At 33.7% G+C, this 16,227-nt stretch carries 13 protein-coding genes; 11 read left to right on the top strand and 2 right to left on the bottom strand.

The window, feature by feature from the left end:
- Positions 1 to 32: 32 nt before the first annotated feature.
- Positions 33 to 2,315: a DNA internalization-related competence protein ComEC/Rec2 gene (locus tag C1Y58_RS24605; RefSeq protein ID WP_105619816.1), complete on the top strand. Its 2,283-nt coding sequence runs from the start codon at positions 33 to 35 to the stop codon at positions 2,313 to 2,315.
- Positions 2,315 to 3,304, top strand: a complete 990-nt coding sequence (gene holA, locus C1Y58_RS24600; RefSeq protein WP_105619814.1) for a DNA polymerase III subunit delta — start codon at positions 2,315 to 2,317, stop codon at positions 3,302 to 3,304. The genes C1Y58_RS24605 and holA overlap by 1 nt, the downstream gene beginning before the upstream one ends.
- 75 nt (positions 3,305 to 3,379) lie before the next feature.
- Here the strand turns inward: holA and rpsT are convergent, their stop codons facing one another.
- Positions 3,380 to 3,643 (bottom strand): 30S ribosomal protein S20, encoded by a 264-nt coding sequence (gene rpsT, locus C1Y58_RS24595; RefSeq protein ID WP_105619812.1) that lies wholly within the window; start codon positions 3,641 to 3,643, stop codon positions 3,380 to 3,382.
- A 219-nt stretch (positions 3,644 to 3,862) separates the two neighbouring features.
- On the opposite strand from rpsT, the gene gpr reads away from it, so the two are divergent.
- Both gpr and C1Y58_RS24585 read left to right on the top strand, forming a co-directional pair.
- On the top strand, positions 3,863 to 4,867 hold the full coding sequence (gene gpr, locus C1Y58_RS24590) for a GPR endopeptidase (RefSeq protein WP_242985468.1): 1,005 nt from the start codon (positions 3,863 to 3,865) through the stop codon (positions 4,865 to 4,867).
- Between the two features lie 169 nt (positions 4,868 to 5,036).
- Positions 5,037 to 6,338: a stage II sporulation protein P gene (locus C1Y58_RS24585; RefSeq protein ID WP_105619810.1), complete on the top strand. Its 1,302-nt coding sequence runs from the start codon at positions 5,037 to 5,039 to the stop codon at positions 6,336 to 6,338.
- A gap of 189 nt (positions 6,339 to 6,527) precedes the next feature.
- Here the strand turns inward: C1Y58_RS24585 and C1Y58_RS24580 are convergent, their stop codons facing one another.
- The gene (locus C1Y58_RS24580; RefSeq protein WP_105619809.1) at positions 6,528 to 7,112 is read right to left on the bottom strand and encodes an NAD(P)H-dependent oxidoreductase; all 585 of its coding nucleotides are present in this window, start codon (positions 7,110 to 7,112) and stop codon (positions 6,528 to 6,530) included.
- Positions 7,113 to 7,409: 297 nt separating this feature from the next.
- Here C1Y58_RS24580 and C1Y58_RS24575 point away from each other — a divergent pair, with 297 nt between their 5' ends.
- From C1Y58_RS24575 to dnaJ, 7 genes are all read left to right on the top strand, one after another.
- A complete protein-coding gene (locus C1Y58_RS24575; RefSeq protein ID WP_105619807.1) occupies positions 7,410 to 7,931 on the top strand; it encodes a hypothetical protein in 522 nt (173 codons plus the stop codon).
- 220 nt (positions 7,932 to 8,151) lie between these two features.
- Positions 8,152 to 9,957 (top strand): translation elongation factor 4, encoded by a 1,806-nt coding sequence (lepA, locus tag C1Y58_RS24570; RefSeq protein ID WP_105619805.1) that lies wholly within the window; start codon positions 8,152 to 8,154, stop codon positions 9,955 to 9,957.
- Complete coding sequence (gene hemW, locus C1Y58_RS24565) at positions 9,957 to 11,099, top strand: radical SAM family heme chaperone HemW (protein ID WP_105619804.1); 1,143 nt, start codon at positions 9,957 to 9,959, stop codon at positions 11,097 to 11,099. Before lepA ends, hemW begins: the two co-directional genes overlap by 1 nt.
- Positions 11,100 to 11,313: 214 nt before the next feature.
- Positions 11,314 to 12,369, top strand: coding sequence for a heat-inducible transcriptional repressor HrcA (hrcA, locus tag C1Y58_RS24560; RefSeq protein WP_105619802.1), 1,056 nt, complete (start codon positions 11,314 to 11,316; stop codon positions 12,367 to 12,369).
- A gap of 74 nt (positions 12,370 to 12,443) precedes the next feature.
- Entirely contained in the window at positions 12,444 to 13,001 is a 558-nt protein-coding gene (gene grpE, locus C1Y58_RS24555; RefSeq protein WP_105619800.1) for a nucleotide exchange factor GrpE, read from the top strand.
- 53 nt (positions 13,002 to 13,054) lie between these two features.
- Positions 13,055 to 14,929 carry a molecular chaperone DnaK gene (dnaK, locus tag C1Y58_RS24550; RefSeq protein ID WP_105619798.1) on the top strand — a complete coding sequence of 625 codons (1,875 nt, stop codon included), beginning with the start codon at positions 13,055 to 13,057 and terminating at the stop codon, positions 14,927 to 14,929.
- Positions 14,930 to 15,076: 147 nt separating this feature from the next.
- Positions 15,077 to 16,216: a molecular chaperone DnaJ gene (gene dnaJ, locus C1Y58_RS24545; RefSeq protein WP_105619796.1), complete on the top strand. Its 1,140-nt coding sequence runs from the start codon at positions 15,077 to 15,079 to the stop codon at positions 16,214 to 16,216.
- The last annotated feature ends 11 nt before the right edge of the window (positions 16,217 to 16,227 follow it).

Here is a 16,227-nt window from a genome sequence, read left to right as displayed (position 1 = left end):
GTAAGAGATTTTCTGACTAGTAGGTAGTTATTATGGAAGTAAAGCGTCCGTTATTATGGAGTTTAGTATTTTTTATTTTGGGTATTTGGATGGCTTCGCAAGCCAAAAATCTTATAGTGATCATGACAGTTTTATTATACCTTGCTATGTATTGTCTATACCGACGTTATATTTGGCGAGGTTTTTTTCTTATGCCTATCCTGTTTATTGTAGGTGTTTTTTATACCTTAGTGATGGAGTATGACTATAGTCAGGTAGCAACTATTCTAGAAGAAGGAGAAACCCATCTTGAAGCTACTGTCATCAATGTTGAGAAATTTTATGAAGATGATAAGGTTAAATGCACCATGGAGCTTAACCAACTGAGGGGGAAAGTAATACCCGGTAAAACAAGGTATTTTATTTGTTATCTTCAAGATGAAGAAGCAATAAGACCAGGTAATCGTTATAAAGTATATGGAACATTAAAATTACCTGCTCCATCTAGGAATCCAGGGGAATTCAATGAACAGGCCTATTATAAATCTGTAGGACATTCTTTTAAGGTTTATGCAGAACGTTTTGAATTTATTGAGACGAAGTGGAAGATAGTCAATATACTCAATGTTATGAAAACGTCGTTAGCCAATACCTTTGACCTTATGCTGCCTCAGGAGGAAGCGGCAGTTGTTAAAACTATGATCATGGGGAGCTCATATGAGAGTGGTTCAGGCTATTATGACATATTTAGAGAGTTAGGAATTATTCATGTATTGGCTATATCAGGATTACATATAACGCTAATTTTCTATAGCTTTTTTTTGATTTTAAAAAAGACTGGACTAAAAGACTCGTACGGTTACGTTTTGACGCTTGTAGTTATCTTTTTTTATGGTGTTATGACAGGTTTTAGTGTATCAACCCAAAGAGCCTTTATTATGTTTACTGTCATTGTTATGGGTAACTTATTGGGACGTCGTGGTGATATATATACCTCTCTTGCTGTTGCAGCTTGTTGTATGCTGATATTAAATCCCTTTAGTTTGTATCAAATTGGATTTCAGCTATCCTTCATTGCTTTACTAGGTATAGTCTTATCCAGTCAAGTTCTAAGCAAGTTTGTTAACATACAGTCTAAATTATTATCTCTATGCAGTGCAAGCCTAGGGGCATTTCTTTTAACTTGGCCAATAATTGCCTATCATTTTTACCATGTATCTATCTATGGTTTATTCATGAACCTATTCATCGTCCCTATCATGAGTGTATTAATTATAATCAGTTTTATTGCTGGAGGTATAGGAAGCATATGGATTGGTTTAGGGAGGTTCTTAATCGGAGGCGTTTATTATATCATTAAATGCATAGGGATAGTTGGGAATTATCTAGCTGGTTTGCCTTTTGGCTACCTTTTACTTGGGCAACCACACGTCATTATGGTTTTTGCTTATTATGCTTTATTAGCTTTTATTTTAATAAGTTTGTTGAAGAAAAATTTTCATAAGTATGCTCAAATAGGAGCCCTTATGTGCTTATTGATAGGTGTTAGCTTATTAATGATACCAAAAAGACACCAAGTGACTATTTTGGATGTAGGTCAAGGGGATAGTGCTGTTATAAGGACTGTCGATGGTGATACGTTTATAATTGATGGCGGCAAAGAAAAGGGAGCACAAATCTTAAAAAGTTATTTAGATTATATGGGAGTTAAAAAAGTGGATGGTATTTTTGTCAGTCATACAGATCAAGATCATATTCAAGGGATAATTGCTTTACTTCCTGAAATACAACTGGATTATCTATTCTTAGCAAAGCAACCAATTCAAGAGAATCAATTACTGAGAGATCTTATTGTCCAAGCTGAAGTCAATAATGTCACAACTTTATATATGGAAACTGGTGATAATTTGAATTGTAAGGATTTAGATGTCAACGTTTTAGCGCCAGATGTGGATACGAATTATCCTTCAAACAATGACAGCTCAATGGTTTTGAGTATCAACTTAGATGAAATATCTATTCTGTTTACAGGCGATATCGAAAACAATGGAGAAGATTTACTACTACAGAATGGAATTGGTAGATATGAGATTTTGAAGGTTGCTCATCATGGTTCTAATACCTCATCCGGGCAAGAGTTTATAGAAAAAGTAAAACCAATAATAGGTATAATTAGCTGTGGACTGGATAATGTTTACGGGCATCCTCATAAAGATGTGGTAAAAAGACTTGAAAAAGAAGGCGTTGTCCTTTATAATACATCAACAGATGGTGCTATTTTGATAGAAATAGATGAAGAAACAATAAAACTAAGAAATTGGCTGAGGGATGAATAATGGTTGGACTAAAAAAGCAGATTAAGGACAGTGATTTTAAGAACATTTATCTTTTTTATGGAGAAGAAAATTATTTAAAAAATCACTATGTAGAAAAAATTAAAGAAAAGGTTATTCATAAAGATAGCGAGTTGATGAATTGTGAAGTCATTGAGAAGGATGTAGATGAGGGGTACATTATTAATTCTCTAGAGACTTTACCCTTTTTATCTGATCGAAGACTAGTAATCATAAAAAATTCAAGTTATTTTGGTGCCAAATCTACTGCATCTGATCAATTGATCAAAGTCATAAAAGATTTCCCTACTCAGACGATTGTCATCTTTATTGAAGATAAGATAGATCGTAGAAATAAGTTTTTTAAAGCAGTAAAAAGCAATGGTTATGTAGTGGAATTCAATTATCTTTCTGAAAATGACTTAGCTAAATGGGTAGCTATTGAGCTAAAAAGATTAGGGAAAAAGGCTGAGTATGCTACTCTAGTTCATTTTATACGAACTGTTGGAACCAATATGGATCAGATTAAGATGGAATTAGATAAACTCTGTGCCTATAAAATAGAAGAAAGCATGATTTCTATTGAAGATGTCAATGAAATAGCCACTAAAACTATTGAGTTTAAAATTTTTCAATTGGTAGATGCCATGGGGATGAAAAAATGCGAAGAAGCTTTAATTGTTTATAACAATTTATTAAACTCAAACGAACCACCTATTCGGATACTTATCATGCTTACTAGACAGTTTCGTTTGATTTATCAAATTAAGACATTGCTTGAGGAAGGATATAACATCAACATGGCTGCTAAGAAAATAGGTGTTCCTCCTTTTGTAGCTAAGAAATGCATGACCCAAGGTAAATCATTCAAACGAGAGGTTCTAGAAGAAGCTTTAGAAGAATGCTTATTTATTGACATGGCAATAAAATCAGGTCAAATCAAAGATAGACTTGCAGTTGAATTATTATTAACTAAATACAGTCAGAGATAATATTGAAGCACCTGATCTACTTTAAAAGGAGATTAGGTGCTTTCATATAAAATTAAAAAAGCATAACTCTGAGAGTTATGCTAAGCTGTTAACTAATTTAGTTAAACGAGCAACTTTTCTAGATGCTGTATTCTTGTGGAAAATACCTTTTGATTTTGCTTTATCAATTTCAGCAATTGCTAAAGGTAAAAGTTTTGAAGCAGAATCTTTATCGCCAGCTTCAACAGCTAAAACTACTTTCTTAACAGCAGTCTTTACTCTAGATTTAATCATTTTGTTTCTTAAAGTTTTCTTTTCGATAACTTTAATTCTTTTCTTTGCTGATTTAATGTTAGCCATTAAATAAACCTCCTAAGTATTCAATATATTTATATATTGAAACTAGACACGGGATTTGCACAAGCTTTATTGTAATCGAAAATAGTAAGAAAGTCAATGAATAGATTAAAAAAAGTTGAAAAAAATATCTAATAAGTAGAGAGAATTAATCATACCAAGTAGTTAATTGATTTTACTTAAGGATAACCGTATAAAATATTGAATTCAAGGAGGGTAATCATGAATATTAATGAAGAAATGTGGAAATACAGTGTTAGAACAGATTTAGCATTAGAAGCTAGAGAGATGGTTAGTGAGGATAAAGATGTTGAAGTACCAGGTGTCAAGGTAACTGTTCAGGAAGATAAGGAGTGGGATATAACTGTTACTTGGGTGGAAGTGTTCAACGATGAAGGTGCAGAGATCATGCAGAAACCCAAAGGTAATTATATTACCATAGAAAGTCCCCAAATGAAGGAAAATGATATAGATGCTCATGAAGAACTTATAATGGCTACGGCTGAAATGCTTAAAAAGCTTATAAAAGTCAACAAAGACTCTAAAGTTCTAGTAGTTGGTTTAGGTAATCGTCAGGTTACACCTGATGCTTTAGGTCCTAAAGTCGTTGAGGATTTACTTGTTACCCGCCATTTACATGATTATCTACCAGATGAAATCAATGATGCAGTGTCATCTGTAAGTGCTTTGGCACCCGGTGTAATGGGACAAACAGGGGTCGAGACAGTAGAAATTGTAGAAGGGGTAGTTGCAAAGGTGAAACCAGACTTAGTTATATGTATTGATGCCTTAGCATCTAGAAGAACAAGTCGAGTAAATGCTACTATTCAAATTGCTGATACAGGAGTCCAACCAGGTGCTGGAGTTGGAAATAGGAGAGCAGGAATTAATCAAGAGACTCTAGGCGTACCTGTTATTGCAATAGGTATACCGACAGTAGTTGATGCTGCGACAGTAGTTAATGACACTATAGAATATTTAGTGAAGGCTATAAAAGCACAAAATGCTGAAAGTCCATTATTATTTGGTGCATATCATGATTTTAATGATCAGGAAAAGTTTATGTTAATCAAAGAGGTATTAACGCCATATGTAGGTGAGCTCTTTGTTACACCGAAAGACGTAGACGCAGTTATTGATCGTATATCTGGTGTTGTATCAAATGCATTAAATCTCATGTTACATGAAGGATTAGAACGAGATGATATTAATCGATTTTTATATTAAAACTAAAAAATAAACTCTCTTCTGATATAAAAAAAAGGCACATTTATAATTTCATTAATGAAATCATAAGATGTGTCTTTTTATTCATGTATAAAAGTTATGCAATGAGAATATATTGTTATGGAGTAGAAAAGTTGACGTACAAAAGAGTTTAAAGAGGTGGTTATAATTGAGAGTAAACTACATACGAAAAGGAAAAAATCAAAATGCTATTATCCAAAAATTAGTTCTAATCATTTTAGTTACTGCAATATTAATTAAACTACTTCAAAGTATGATTGTAACACTAAATATACAAGTAGAGGAACCCATGATTTATCATGGTAGTAATGCTAATTTATCATTATATAAAATAGCAATTGAAAGCACCATACCTGGATTTCAGCAAGCTAAGAGTGATCAAAATAACTTGGGTTTATTCGATGTGATGACAGAAATGTTATATGATTTTAATTTTAGTAACGCACCGTCCATGTTGACATCAACCATTCCATTTATCGGTTATATCGAAAAACAATATGCACTGCAGCAAGGCTATAATAATGAAGTGGTGCCGGTTATAGGGGGCAGTGCAGCAACCAACTATGAGGACAATCCTCAATATTATGATAGTAGTATCAAGCAAGACGAGATCGTTAATATACAAGAAGAAGATATGGTTCATATAGACCCCTTTGCTTATACTGAAGAGCAGCTTCATGACATTGATTTCTTACTAAAGAACTTTTACAGTATAGAGCCCAAATTAGATGTTACTATTGATGATTTTGATGTAGATTATTTTTTATCTAAAGATACTACTATTGATGTACATTCTAAGGACCCCAAGATAATGATTATGCATACTCATTCACAAGAAGCATTTATAGATAGTCGACCAGGGGAAGAAAGCGATACGATTGTAGGAGTCGGTGAAGAATTGGCTAATATTTTAAGAAATGAGTACGGTATCAACGTCATTCATAATAAAACTCAATACGATATGAAAAATGGTGAATTTGATAGTGGAAACTCTTATGACCGTGTAGATCAGCAGATGCCTATATTATTGGAACAATACCCGTCAGTTGAGGTAGTTTTAGATCTCCACAGAGATGGTATTCCAGAACAGTATCATTTGTTAACAGAGGTTGATGGTAAGCCTACAGCTCAATTAATGTTTGTGAATGGCTTATCTAAGCGAAAAGATCAAGATGGTGTCACAAGAGCTATTACAAGCTTACCTAATGAAAACCTAAAAGATAATATGGCCTTCAGTTTACAAATGCAGATGAAAAGTATGGAACTTTATCCAACAATATCGCCTAGTCTAACAAGAAAAATATACATCAAACCATACCGCTACAGTACATATTTGAAGCCTTTATCGCTATTGGTTGAGGTAGGAGCACAGAATAATACGGTTGAAGAAGCAAAGAATGCCGTGGAACCATTAGCTAAGATACTTTATGATGTTTTATCTGGACAGTAAAGATAACCCGAATTGCTCATGATAAACATTGAAGATATGAGCTAATTTTGGATTTATAAGTGTTCGTATAGTTTAGGATTGCACATGGGTTTATTTGAAATAGTAAATGATTAGAGGAGCAAAAGCGGTGCATGGCATGAATGAATTATTGTGGATGATTTAGGTAAAAGGGATGATTATTGATCATCCCTATAATAATGTCTGAATGGTTGTATTAACCTTCTCTAAATAGTTTTTTCTAATTTCTTCATCTACTCGATGAATATTTTCAAAGTACTCATGAGCTAATACTTTAGCACCACAGAATTGAAAAATACCTTCATCAATGGTTCTAGTAAAAGCCTTTAGCATATCAGTAGATTGATAATGAGCTAAAGTATTTCCAAATGGGTTAAAGATGATTATTTTCTTATTTGTTAGTAAGCCTTTAATCCCTTCAGGGGTATAGCAATAAGCAAAGTTTTTACAAATAATTCTATCGATGTAGCCTTTCATAAGTGAAGGCATGCCAGCCCACCATATAGGATAGATAAATGTGATGATATCTGCCCATTTTATGAAAGAATGTTCCATTGCTATATCAAATGAATAATCCTTTGAATCTAATCTTTCCAAGTCATCTTCAGTTAATATAGGATCAAAATCAAGATCATAAAGATCTCTTACTTGGCATTGAATATTTTTTTTATTACATGTAGTGATGATTTCATCACATATGGATTGGCTAAAACTGTTTTCTTTGGGGTTACATAATACAATTAAATGATTGTTCATATGGTACCTCCTCAAAGGTTTAGTAGGAGAAAAGCTGAACACGATAGTTCAATATATATATATGATAGGACAAGTCCGGAAGATACATGATATCAATAGAAGGAAAAAGCTAACAGCCATTATAAAAATCCAACAAAAAGGAACAAAATCCGTATATAAGGTATCTATAATATATAAGGATGTAAAAAATAATAGATTTTTGTTGTAAATCTGACGAAATAATAAAAGGAGGCTTTTTTGCAATAGCTGTCATTGAGTAGAAAGTTTATCGGTCTTAAAGTAAGGAGTGAATAAGGATTGAAACATTTTATAAGAGTTGCAGTACCCAATATAGTTTTTTTAGCATTCTTCAATACTATTTCTTTTTACATATTTAATTTATTAGTCATGAAAAAAATAGCATTTCAGCATCAATTAGGTTTAGGAGTGAGTATAGCCTTACTTATAGGTATTTTGTATACTTATGTTGTAATAAAAAAATATAATGAAGTAAGTACCTATGTAGAATTTAGAAAAATAAAGAAAAAACTTACAAGAACAATTGTTAAGGAAGAACATAGCAAAGAAGAGGCTTATAATTTATGTCAATATAACTTATCAAAAATGAAAAATTGTGAAATAATATATAGTGATCATGAAATTGGCAAAATAGTTGCCAAAACAAATTGTGGCTTATGTACTTGTGGAGAAAAGATTGCCATTCTAATTCATGAGATTGATGAAAAGATTGTTATTAAGATCATAAGCTATTCAATCTTCAATCAATCTTTACGTAAAAACAAGCAAAATTTAAGATGGATTTATAATCAAATTAGTTAGATATAAGTGTAAGTCAACAATTTTTTTAATTTAGGCTTTAAATCTAAGAATTTTTTTGGTAGAATGAAAAGTAATGATTATGAAGTGGGAAGGTTGTGAATGACAGCTTTTCCACTTTTGATAAGTGAACTTGAACTTTGCATGTTAACTGTGAATAATTCTATTCAAGGTGCGAAGTTTTAGTTAGTGAACAAATAAGCAGCAAATGGAGGATTCCTTAATGAGTAATCAAAAAAACATTAGAAATTTTAGCATTATCGCTCATATAGATCATGGTAAATCAACATTAGCAGATCGTATTATTCAAAAAACTGGTTTATTGACAGAACGAGAAATGCAAGAGCAAGTATTAGATAATATGGACTTAGAACGTGAAAGAGGTATAACCATTAAAGCCCAAGCTGTACGTCTAGTGTATCAAGCAAAAGATGGTGAAGAGTATATCTTTAACCTTATAGACACACCAGGGCACGTTGATTTTAACTATGAAGTTTCTAGAAGTTTAGCAGCTTGTGAAGGCGCTATTCTTGTAGTCGATGCAGCGCAAGGTATTGAAGCACAAACCTTAGCCAATGTGTATTTAGCTTTAGAACACGATTTGGAGGTTGTACCAGTTATTAATAAGATTGATTTACCTTCAGCTGATCCAGAAAGAGTTAAGCATGAAATTGAAGATATAATTGGCTTGGATGCTGAAGACGCACCTTTAATCTCAGCAAAAGAAGGATTAAACATCGAAGATGTACTGGAGCAGATTGTAAAAATGGTACCATCACCAGAGGGGAATGACGATGATCCATTAAAAGCTCTTATTTTTGACTCTGTATATGACCCTTATAAAGGCGTTATTGTATTTTGTCGTGTTAAGGATGGTCATATAAAAAAAGGTATGAAAATCCGTATGATGGCAACTGAAAAGGATTTTGAAGTTGTTGAAGTAGGTTACTTTGGTGCTGGTCGATTTATGCCAACAGATGAATTGAAGTCTGGAAGTGTTGGTTATGTTACAGCAAGTATTAAAAATGTACAAGATACTAGAGTAGGTGATACGGTTACTTCTGTAGAAAATCCAGCTACAGAACAGTTACCAGGTTATAAGGATGTTAACCCTATGGTTTATTGTGGTATGTATCCAGCTGATGGTTCAAAGTACGGTGATCTTCGTGATGCATTAGAAAAGTTAAAATTGAATGATGCGTCTTTACAGTTTGAACCTGAAACATCTATTGCTTTAGGGTTTGGTTTTAGATGTGGTTTCTTAGGATTACTGCATATGGAAATTATTCAAGAAAGAATTGAAAGAGAGTTTAATTTAGATATTGTTACAACAGCACCTAGTGTTATTTATAAAATTCATAGGAGTGATGGTTCCATTATTGATATGTCTAATCCTACTGACATGCCTGATCCATCAGAGATTAAGCTAATGGAAGAACCTATGGTTAAAGCAGAGATTATGTCTCCTACAGAGTATATAGGGACTATCATGGAGTTATGTCAAGACCGTAGAGGGCAATACTTAAGTATTGACTATATTGAAGATACAAGAGCGCTAGTTCATTATAACTTACCGCTAAATGAGATTATTTATGATTTCTTTGATGCCTTAAAATCTCGTACAAGAGGTTATGCTTCTTTTGATTATGAACTCATAGGTTATCAAGAATCCCAATTAGTGAAACTTGATATACTTATTAACAGGGAAGTAGTTGATGCATTATCCTTCATTGTACATGAAGAAAAGGCTTATGATCGCGGAAGAAAAATGGCTGAGAAATTGAAACAAGAAATACCTCGTCAACTATTTGAAATACCTATCCAGGCTGCTGTTGGTAATAAGGTTATTGCTAGAGAAACTGTGAAAGCTTTAAGAAAAGATGTATTAGCAAAATGTTATGGTGGTGACATAAGTCGTAAAAGAAAACTTCTTGAAAAGCAAAAAGAAGGTAAGAAGAGAATGCGACAAGTTGGTAATGTAGAAGTACCGCAGTCAGCATTCATGAGTGTCCTTAAACTAGATAGCTAATGAACAAAGTTAGTTTATACCTCCATATACCTTTTTGTGAATCAAAATGTTATTACTGTGACTTTGCTTCTTATCCAAAAAAGAATGCTTTCTATCAAGATTATGTAGATGCACTTTGTCTAGAAATAGAGCAAGTTGGAGAAAGTTTACAGCAATGCATTATAGATACCATCTTTATAGGTGGTGGAACGCCTTCAATTTTATCTGTGAATCAGCTGGATACTATTCAAAGTTGGCTGAAGAAATCTTTTTCAATTGCAAAAGATGCAGAGATTACAATGGAAGCTAACCCGGGAACGCTGGATCAGGATAAAATAGATGTTATTGGCAATGGAATCATCAATCGTATAAGTATGGGTCTTCAATCAACGGAGAATGACTTATTAAAGAAGATAGGACGAATTCATACTTTTGAGGAATTTAAACAGAACTATGAAAGCTTGAGAAAGGTCGGGATTAAGAACATCAACATAGATATGATGTTTGGCCTTCCTGATCAAACGACGAAGGGTTATATTAATGGGCTTAGTCAAATAGCTCATATGAAACCAGAACATATTTCCTCTTATGGGTTAATTATTGAAGAAGGAACGCCTTTTTATGGTTTGTATCATAATAATCAGTTACATCTACCAGATGAACAAAGTGAGAGGGATATGTACGATTCATGCCTTCAGATGTTAAAAGATTATGATTATGAGCATTATGAGATATCCAATTTTTCAAAACCAGGTTATGCTTGTAGACATAATTTAGTTTATTGGGATCTAAAACCCTATGTTGGATTAGGATTAGCATCTCATTCCTATTACAAAGGTCAGCGTTATGAACATACTAAAGACTTAGAAGTGTATATTCAAAAGGCAAAACAGGGACAGTTTCACAAAGAGAATATCTTTACGCTTACTACTAAAGAAATGATGGAAGAATTTATGTTTCTTGGATTAAGGAAAATGGACGGTATAGCTATAGCAGATTTTGAGAAGAGGTTTGGTATTCTAATAGATCAAGTATATGGTAAGCAAATAGATGATCTATTAAAGGAAGGTCTCATACAAGAAGTGAAAAATTCACTCTTATTAACTCGTAGAGGGATGGATTTAGCCAATAGAGTATTTAGTAAGTTTTTGATTGATGAATAATAATGGGTAAAAAGAATAAATCTAAAAGAAATACGAATAGAATTGTGACAGTATAGTTGATTGAAGTTAAGTAGATATGCAAGAAAAAAAGCTTAAATATAAATTTTTTTATACTTTATACAAAAATCACTTGACAAATTAATAGTCAAGTGATATTTTTAAAACATGAGTGTTAGCACTCGATAGAGAGGAGTGCTAACAAAGAGGTGATTGGATGGAACTAAATGACAGAAAGATAAGGATCTTACAAGCTATTATTAAGAATTACCTAGATACTGCAGAGCCTGTAGGATCAAGAACTATTTCAAGAAAATATGATTTAGGTGTTAGTTCCGCAACAATTCGTAATGAGATGTCTGATTTAGAAGATTTAGGATTTATTGTACAGCCCCATACTTCAGCTGGAAGAGTGCCTTCTGATAAAGGGTATCGATTATATGTGGATCATTTAATGCAACATCCTGCATTAAGTGATGAACAGGTATATATCATGCAAAAAATTCTACTGGAGCGTGTTGGGCGCTTAGATTTTCTATTAAAAGAAATTTCGGATTTATTAGCGGTAATGACCAATTATACCTCCATCGTCACCACGCCACAATACAAAAAAATTAAGCTAAAACATATGCAACTCATCCCATTGGATGAGAAATCCATTGTTTTGGTCATTGTCACTGATGGAAATATCGTAAAGAATCATGTTATTAATATCAACAATCCGATTCAAGATAATCAATTAACAACCTTAACCAATCTTCTAAATGCCTATTTACAAGGATTAACTATTGAAGATATTAATCTACCTCTCATACAAACGATTAAGAGAGAAATGGGTATTCATGGAGAGATTCTCAATAATGTTCTTGATGCTGTTTCAGAAACTTTACAGCATAGCGAAGATTTTGATATTTATACAAGTGGAACTACAAACATACTTAACTTTCCTGAGTTTAATGATATTATTAAAGCTAAAAACCTTATTCATTTATTAGAGCAAAAAGATACCGTACTAACAATGTTGAATAATACTGATTTTGAAAATCGTAATGAGGTTATAAATATCACCATTGGTGGAGAAAATAGTATGAAAGAGCTCAAGGAATGTAGTATTATTACCACGACGTATAAATTAGGTGGTGAGACAGTAGGTGCTATAGGTATTATTGGTCCTACACGAATGGATTATGGTAAAGTTGTATCCACATTAGAATATTTGGTTAGACAAGTAGATCCCTTGTTGAATATTAAGTATTTTCATAAACGTGAATAACCAGTAAACATACCTAGATCCTAGATATGTTAGCTAAAAGCGAGGATTTAGGTAATAGAAAGGCGGTTTACTACATGAACCACAATGAAAAAGAATGCAGTGAAGAAATATTAGAAGAAGTGATTGAAGAAGTTGATCAAGAGACAAATGAAGAAGTTTCTGATACTGCGGTGACTGATTTAGAAGAACAGTTAAAGTCTAAAGAAGAGGAAGCTACTGACTATCTTGATCGCTTACAAAGAACTATGGCTGAATTTGAAAACTTTAGAAAAAGAACTGTCAAGGAAAAGTCTTCAATGTATGAAAGTGGTGCAAAGGATGCCTTAGAACCAATATTACAAATAGTGGATAACTTTGAAAGAGCCCTTGGTACTCTGGAAGAAGATCAAAAAGAAGATTCCTTTGTTAAAGGCATTGATATGATCTATAAGCAATTTACTTCTGTTCTTGAAGAGTTAGGTGTAAAAGCTATTGAAGCAGTTGGTAATGAGTTTGATCCTAATTATCACAGTGCAGTAACACACGTTGAAGATGAGCAATTTGGTGATAATGAAGTTGTTGAAGAGTTTCAAAGAGGCTATATGTATAAGGAATCAGTACTTAGATATAGTATGGTAAAGGTAGCAAATTAATTTAATAATAGAAGGGTATTCAGCCCGTTTATATAAGTTTAGGAGGATGCGAAATGGGAAAAATTATTGGAATAGACTTGGGAACAACGAACTCATGTGTATCTGTTATGGAAGGTGGAAAGCCTGTAGTTATTGCTAACTCAGAAGGTGCTAGAACTACACCATCCGTAGTGGCTTTTTCAAAAACAGATGAAAGATTAGTAGGTGAACCTGCAAAGCGTCAAGCAATTACAAACCCAGATAAAACGATTATCTCTATTAAAAGACATATGGGTACAGATTTTAAAGTTACAATCGACGATAAAAAATATACACCTCAAGAAATTTCAGCTATGACATTGCAAAAACTAAAAAAAGATGCTGAAGATTATTTAGGTGAAGATGTTACAGAAGCTGTTATTACAGTACCTGCGTACTTCTCTGACAGCCAAAGACAAGCTACAAAAGATGCTGGTAAAATTGCTGGTTTAGATGTAAAAAGAATCATTAATGAGCCAACAGCTGCAGCTTTGGCATATGGTTTAGATAATGAGCATGAGCAAACAATCATGGTATATGACCTTGGTGGTGGTACATTCGACGTATCTCTTATCGAGATTGGTGAAGGGGTTATCGAAGTATTAGCGACTAGCGGTGATAACCGTCTTGGTGGTGACGATTTTGATGATCGTGTTATCCGCTTCTTAGTAGATGAATTCAAAAGAACAGAAGGCGTTGATTTGAGCCAAGATAAAATGGCAATGCAACGTTTAAAAGAAGCTGCTGAAAAAGCTAAAAAAGAAGTATCAACAGTGACAACAACAAATATTAATTTACCTTTTATCACTGCTACAGCTGAAGGACCAAAACATTTAGATGTTACGCTTTCAAGAGCTAAATTTGATGAATTAACTGCAGATCTAGTTGAAAGAACTATGGGACCTGTTCGTGCGGCATTAAGTGATGCTGGCTTAGAAGCTTCTGAGCTTGACAAAATTTTATTAGTTGGTGGTTCAACTAGAATCCCAGCTGTTCAAGATGCGGTTAAGAAAATTACTGGAAAAGATGCTTTCAAAGGTATTAACCCTGATGAATGTGTAGCTATTGGTGCTGCTATACAAGGTGGTAAATTAGCTGGTGATGCAGGTGCTGGCGATATCTTATTACTTGATGTAACACCATTATCACTTGGTATTGAAACACTTGGTGGTGTAGCAACTCATCTTATTGAAAGAAATACGACGATTCCAACGAAGAAGAGTCAAGTTTTCTCTACTGCAGAAGACAATCAAACAGCCGTTGATATACACGTTGTACAAGGTGAAAGACCAATGGCTAAAGATAATAAAACCCTTGGAAGATTTAGATTAGATGGTATTCCACCAGCACAAAGAGGTATTCCTCAAGTTGAAGTAACATTTGATATCGATGCTAATGGTATTGTTAATGTTGCTGCTAAAGACTTAGGAACTGGTAAAGAGCAAAAAATTACTATTACTGCTTCTACTAATCTATCTGACGATGAAATTGATAAAGCTGTAAAAGAAGCTGAGCAATTTGCTGAAGCAGATGAAAAACGTAAAGCAGCTATTGATACAAGAAATGAAGCAGATTCACTTGTATTCCAATTAGAGAAAACACTTAAAGATTTAGGTGATAAGATTGATGACAACGAAAAGGCGAACGTTGAAGCATCAATGAAAAACTTAAAAGATATTCTTGAAAAGACTACACCTGAGACTATGACAGATGCGGATATTGATAACATTAATGCTGAAAAAGAAAAGCTTATGCAACTTTTCCAAGAGTTATCAACTAAATTATATCAACAGCAAGGTGCTCCAGAAGGTGCTGGATTTGATGGAGCGGGTTTCCAAGGAGATCCTAACCAAGGTCCACAGCAAGGAAATGATGATGATGTAGTTGACGCAGACTTCAAAGAAGTGTAAAATAAATAGATGGAATAATACAGAAGCCAAAGATCATATCTTTGGCTTCTTTGAAAGCATAGAAAAAGAAATACTTAGACACAAAATAATCAGGTGATTTTATTCCCTATGAAATAACTATAAATAATAACGGTGGTGAATGAGTAAGTGGAGCAAAAAAGAGATTATTATGAGGTATTAGATGTCGATAAGAATGCGACGGAAGCAGAGTTAAAAAAAGCTTATCGTAAGTTAGCAAAACAGTACCATCCAGATATGAATCCAGATGATGAAGATGCAGAGCATAAGTTTAAAGAAGCCTCTGAAGCTTATGATGTTTTAAGTAATGCTGATAAAAGAGCAAAATACGACCAATTTGGTCATGCTGCATTTAGTAATGGTGGAGCAGGTGGAACCTATGATTTTGACATGGGTGATATATTCGGTGATATTTTTGGTGATTTCTTTGGTATGGGCGGTAATCGAGGAAGAAGAAATGGACCGCGTCGTGGTGGAGACGTTCGAACATCAGTTCAAATAGAATTTGATGAAGCTGCTTTTGGCACTTCAAAAGTTATCGAAGTGATGATCACAGAGGATTGTGAAACCTGCCAAGGTTCAGGAGCTAAGCCAGGTACAAAGCCAGATACGTGTTCTCGTTGTCATGGTACTGGGCAAGAGCGAATCCAACAAAACACTTTATTTGGAGCTATGACTCAAGTAAGAACTTGTAGTGTCTGCCACGGTCGAGGAAAAATTATCAGTGATCCATGTAATACTTGTCATGGTTCAGGGAAAGTTAAGAATAAGAAAAAAATCGAAGTGGATATACCGGCAGGTATTGATCATGGTCAGAGTATACGCCTTCAAGGTAAAGGTGAACCTGGTGAACTAGGTGGTCCACGCGGAGATCTGCTTATAACAGTTTATGTGAAACCACATCAATTGTTTGAAAGACAAGGATATGACGTTCATTGCACGATTCCTATTACCTTTGTACAAGCAGCGTTAGGTGCAGAACTAGAAGTACCAACACTAGATGGAGCAGTGAAGTATTCTATTAAAGAAGGAACTCAGACCCATACACGTTTCAGATTAAAAGGTAAAGGTATCCCACATCTACGAAATCAAAACTATCGTGGGGATCAGTATGTAACAGTGAAGGTAGAAGTACCAACGAAGTTAAATAATGAACAAGTTGACTATTTGAAAAAATTTGCAGAGATCAGTGGCGATGAAGTTCATCAACAAAGGAAAACTTTTTTTGATAAAGTAAAAGATGCTTTTGATGATGCTATTCATGGCTAATAAGGAGAGCT

It is taken from the genome of Vallitalea okinawensis, from assembly GCF_002964605.1.
Lineage (GTDB): Bacteria > Bacillota > Clostridia > Lachnospirales > PQDH01 > Vallitalea_A > Vallitalea_A okinawensis.
The sequence above is the reverse complement of the archived record's forward strand: the minus strand, read 5'-3'. Positions and strand labels throughout refer to the sequence as shown.